The 4960-nt window shown below is 65.9% G+C and carries 4 protein-coding genes and 1 pseudogene; all 5 read right to left on the bottom strand.

All coding sequences use genetic code 11. The annotated features are described in order from the left end of the window. Positions 1–129: 129 nt before the first annotated feature. Positions 130–1954 (bottom strand): annotated as a pseudogene (locus tag B3446_RS14620) (ABC transporter permease). After that, complete coding sequence (locus B3446_RS14615) at positions 1954–3189, bottom strand: ABC transporter substrate-binding protein (protein ID WP_175139356.1); 1236 nt, start codon at positions 3187–3189, stop codon at positions 1954–1956. The pseudogene B3446_RS14620 and the gene B3446_RS14615 overlap by 1 nt, the downstream one beginning before the upstream one ends. Positions 3190–3374: 185 nt before the next feature. Next, positions 3375–3542 (bottom strand): 50S ribosomal protein L33, encoded by a 168-nt coding sequence (rpmG, locus tag B3446_RS14610; RefSeq protein ID WP_003810296.1) that lies wholly within the window; start codon positions 3540–3542, stop codon positions 3375–3377. A 37-nt stretch (positions 3543–3579) separates the two neighbouring features. Then, a complete protein-coding gene (rpmB, locus tag B3446_RS14605; RefSeq protein WP_076515521.1) occupies positions 3580–3816 on the bottom strand; it encodes a 50S ribosomal protein L28 in 237 nt (78 codons plus the stop codon). A 314-nt stretch (positions 3817–4130) separates the two neighbouring features. After that, positions 4131–4960 (bottom strand): MFS transporter (locus tag B3446_RS14600; RefSeq protein WP_291382709.1); only part of this gene is annotated, 830 nt, incomplete at its 5' end.

Genomic DNA, 4960 nt, shown 5'->3' with positions numbered 1-4960 from the left:
CCGCGCCGTTCGGGCCGATCAAGGCCAGCATGTGTCCGGCTTGCAGGTCGAAAGACACGTCGGCCAGCGCGTCGATGCCGCCGAAGGATTTGCGCAGGTTGCGCACCTGCAGCAGGGGAGCTGCCGTCGTCATGCGGACCTCCTGCGCAGGCGGGCCGCCGCGCCGGCCAGTCCTTCGGGAAAGGCCATGACCAGCGCCAGGATGGCCAGGCCCAGCACCGCGTGCCAGTATTCGGTGCTGCGCGCCGCGGCGTCCTGCAGCCAGGTGTAGGACGCCGCGCCAACGAGCGGACCGGCCAGCGTCTGGATCCCGCCCAGCAACACCATCACCAGTCCGTCCACCGAGCGGCTTACCGCCAGCACGTCGGGCGCGATGCTGCCCTTGGAAAATGCATAAAGCGAGCCGGCCAGGCCCGCCGCGAACGAGGCGGCCACAAATCCGGCCCACTGGATGCGGCGCGTGTCCATGCCCAGCGCTTCGGCGCGCAAGGCCGAATCGCGCACGCCGCGCAGCGCANNGCACCAGCGACAGGTAATAGAACCACGGCCCTTGCGAGAGCCATGCCGAGGGCCACAAGCCGGTCAGCCCGTTGCTGCCGCCGGTCACGTCATCCCATTGATAGGTGAGCGCCCACAGGATCTGCGCGACGGCCAGGGTCAGCATGGCGAGGTACACGCCGGACAGGCGCACACAGAACCAGCCAAACACCAGCGCGCCAAGGGCCGCGGCGAACGGGCCGAGCAGTAGCGCCGCTTCCATGGGGATGGCGGCCAGTTTCAGCAGCAACGCGGCGCCGTAGGCCCCCAGCCCGAACCATGCGGCGTGGCCGAACGACGTCATGCCCGCCAGTCCGGTCAGAAAGTGCAGGCTGGCGGCAAACAGCGCGGCGATCAGGATCTCGGTCATCAGGATGCTGAGATAGGGCCAGTACAGCGTGGCGACGGGCACCAGCGCCAACAGGACCAGCAGCACGGCGTAGGCCAGACGCAGCCGAGGCCCAGCGGGGGCGATGGGGCGTTCGGGCGGTCCGGCGTGCGAGGCCGGCGCGGGCGGCTTGCCCATCAGGCCCCATGGCCGCACGACCAGCACCACGGCCATTACCGCGAATTCAGCCAGCAGCGTGAGCTTGGACAGGTTGAATGCCCAGGGGCCGATGGCGACCTGGCCCAGGAACACGAACAGCGCCTTGACCGAGCAGATCAGGACGGCCGCCAGGAACGCGCCCGGTATCGATCCGAGCCCGCCCACGACCACCACCACGAAGGCGCTGGCGATGATCTCCAGGTCCAGGCCCAGTGTGGCGGGCACGCGCGGCGCGGCCAGCGCCCCGCCCAGGCCGGCAAGGAAGGCGCCCAGCGTGAAGGCCGACGTGAACAGCCAGGCCTGGTTGACGCCCAGGGCCGCGAGCATCGTGCGGTTCTCGGCCGCGGCGCGCAGCAGCCGGCCCCAGCGCGTGCGCATGAGCAGCAGCCACAGCAGGCCCAGCACGATAGGACCGGCGGCGATCAGCAGCAGGTCGTATTCGGGATAGCGGCGGCCCAGGATCTGCACGGCGCCCGACAGGCCCGGCGCGCGGGCGGAGAAGAGGTCTTCGGGACCCCAGACCGCCAGGGCCACGTCGCCGATGATGAGGACCAGCGCAAAGGTGGCCAGCAGCTGGAAGAGTTCGGGGGCGCGGTACAGGCGCTTGAGCACCAGCAGTTCGGCCGCGGCGCCGATCAGGCCGGTAGCTAGCGCCGCCAGCAGCAGCCCGAACCAGTAGCCCGCGCCGCCGCCGAAGTGGCTGGTGAAGGTCCAGGCCAGGTACACGCCCAGCATGTAGAACGAGCCGTGCGCGAAATTGACCACGCGGGTCACGCCAAAGATCAGCGAAAGCCCGGCGGCGACCAGAAACAGCGCGCTGGCGTCGGCCAGGCCGTTGAGTAGCTGCAGCAGCAGCCCGGATACATTCATCAGCGGGCCGGCGCCGGCCGCATCTTTCGCACCTGCTCGTCAGGCGGTTGCAGGCGGGCGCCGTCGATGTAGGCGAAATCCTTCATGATGCCCTTGCCGTCTTCGACCGCCGTCACGCCCACATAGACGCCCATCGTGGATTGATGGTCTATCTTGCGGTACTGGATGGGGCCGTAGGGCGTGTCCACCTTCAGGCCGGCAAAGGCGTCGACGAGCTTTTCCGTGTCGACGGAACCGGCGGCCTTCAGGCCCTGCGCAATCGACATCAGCGACGCGTAGCCGACCACGGAGCCGACCTTGGGCGTCTCGTTGAAACGCTTCTTGTAGGCCTCGACGAAGGTCTTGTTGGCCGGGGTGTCGATGGCGTACCAGGGGTAGCCGGTGACGATCCAGCCGGTGGGCGTGTCGGCGCCCAGCGGTTCCAGGTATTCGGGTTCGCCGGACAAGAGCGACACGACGGGCATGTTTTCGAACAGGCCGCGCGTGTTGCCTTCGCGCACGAAGCGGGTCAGGTCGGCGGCGAACAGCACGTTGAAGATGGCGTCGGGCTTGGCGTCGGCCAGCGCCTGCACGACCGCGCCGGCATCCACCTTGCCCAGCGGCACGGCTTGTTCGGCGACGAATTCCACGTCGGACTGGAACGATTGCATCATGGCCTTGAACGTGGCCACGGCGGATTGGCCGTATTCGTAATTGGGATAGACGATGGCCCAGCGCTTCTTGCGCAGCGCGAGCGCCTTGGGGGCCAGCGCGGCCACGTGCATCCAGGTGGAGGGACGCAGGCGGTAGGTATAGCGGTTGCCTTCCTGCCAGGTGATCTTGTCGGTCAGCGGTTCGGCGGCCAGAAAGAACACCTCTTGCTGCTTGGCGAAGTCGGTCAGTGCAAGACCCGTGTTGGAAAGAAAGCCGCCGAACAGCAACTCGACTTTTTCGCGCGCCAGCAATTCCTGCGCGGCGCGGACCGAGTCGCCGGGATTGCCGTTATCGTCGCGCGAGATGACCTCGAGCTTTCTGCCCAGCACGCCGCCCGCGGCGTTGACTTCTTCAAGCGCCAACTGCCAGCCCTTCTTGTACGGACCCAGAAAGGCGGGAATGGCCTTGTAGCTGTTGATCTCGCCGATGCGGATCGGCGGTTCCTTGTCTTTCGCGGCGGCGGGGGCGGCCGGCGCCAGCGCCAGGGCGATAAGGGCGGGCGCAACGGCGCGGCGCAGCAGGGTGAGGCAGGGACGGATCATGGCGGGTTATCGCAGCGTTGAATGAATCGGGCCCCTGCGCGCGCCTGGGGCGCCGCGGGTGCGGCCTAATTGAAACATGGCCTTCAGCGCGGCGGCAAATGATGGTGGAAAACGAATGGCAAGAAAATAACGGCAATAAAAAAGGCCCTGCATGACAGGGCCTTTCTTGCGGGATACCGGCTGAATTACTTCAGCTTGGTTTCCTTGTAGTCGACGTGCTTACGAGCGACCGGATCAAATTTCTTGATCAGCATCTTCTCGGGCATGTTGCGCTTGTTCTTGGTGGTCGTGTAGAAATGACCCGTGCCGGCGGTCGACTCGAGCTTGATCTTTTCGCGGATACCTTTGGCCATGTCGTGCTCCTAGTATGTAGATTGGCGGGGCGGCCGATTAGGCCAGTTCGCCGCGGGCACGCATGTCGGCCAGCACGGCTTCGATGCCGTTCTTGTCGATCGTGCGGATGGCCTTGGCCGAAACACGCAGGCGAACCCAGCGGTTTTCGCTTTCAACCCAGAACCGGCGCGATTGCAGGTTGGGCAGGAAGCGGCGCTTGGTCTTGTTGTTCGCGTGCGAAACATTGTTGCCCACCATCGGGCCTTTGCCGGTCACTTGGCATACGCGTGCCATGGATGCACCTCTTTAGTGTCGTTCTTGCCGCGCATCGCTTCGGGGGGTAGACGGGGGTTTAGCCGCCGGGCTGTGTGGGCTGCGCTGTGCGCTGCCTTGGCCGGCCACCCAGTCTTAGTGGATGAGGGGGAAAGTGATTTCACCCCAGTGCTTATACCCGCTGCCTGCCACCCGCTTGAATTCAAGCTTTGAATTCACAACACGCGGTTGGGGGTCAGAGTGCTGAACTACAAAGCATAGTAGTCCTGCACGGGAAACTTCATGTGAAGACCGCGATTCTAATACGGAATTCTTAAATAAATCAAGCCAAAGGGCTACGCGGTGTGCGAACGCGCCACACGGCCGGCTGTCCAGGACAGGCAGGCGCACGCCGCCAGGGTGGTCGTCAGGGGCAGGGCGGTGTCGGCCTGCCAGGCGCTGACGGCAAAACCCGCCAGGGCGCCGCACGACAATTGAAGCGTCCCCAATAGGGCCGACGCCGCGCCCAGGCGCTTGCCTTGGTCGGACAGCGCGAGCGCCGCCGAGTTGGGGTTCACGAAGCCCTGGCTGCCCATGTAGGCGATCAGGCACAGCATCAGCAGCGGCAGCGTCATCAAACCGGCCAGTGTCAGGGCGACGGCGACGAGGCTGGCGCACGCCAGCGTGACCAGCGCACGGCGCTGCAATTGGCGCGGCGTGTGGGTGCGCAGCAGGCGGGCGCTGATCTGCGAGCAGATGATGAGAGACAGCGCGTTGGTGCCAAACAGCAGACCGTAGTACTGCGGCGGCACGCCGTAGAGTTCGATGAAGACGCGGGGCGAACCGATGATGTACGCAAACATGCCGGCCTGCCCGAACCCGCCCGCCAGGCTGTGCGACATGAAGCCGCGGTGCGCGAAGAGGCCGCGGTAGTTCTGCAGGATGGTGCTCCAGCGCAGCGGCACCACGCGGTCCGGCGTTAGGGATTCCTTCATGATCATGATGACCGCCGCCATCAACATCGCACCGCCCGCCAGCATCACCCAGAACAGGCTGCGCCACGAGGTGATGGCCAGCAGCTGGCCGCCGATCAGCGGCGCGAGGATGGGCGCGAGGCCCATGATGAGCATCAGCAGCGACATCGCGCGCGCGGCTTCGTGGGTTTCGTAGTGGTCGCGGATGACCG

Origin of the sequence: Achromobacter sp. UBA5777, assembly GCF_002418565.1 — a bacterium.
GTDB classification, from domain to species: Bacteria; Pseudomonadota; Gammaproteobacteria; order Burkholderiales; family Burkholderiaceae_B; genus Achromobacter; species Achromobacter animicus.
Note: the sequence above shows the minus strand (reverse complement) of the source record. Positions and strands in the feature narration are given on the sequence as shown.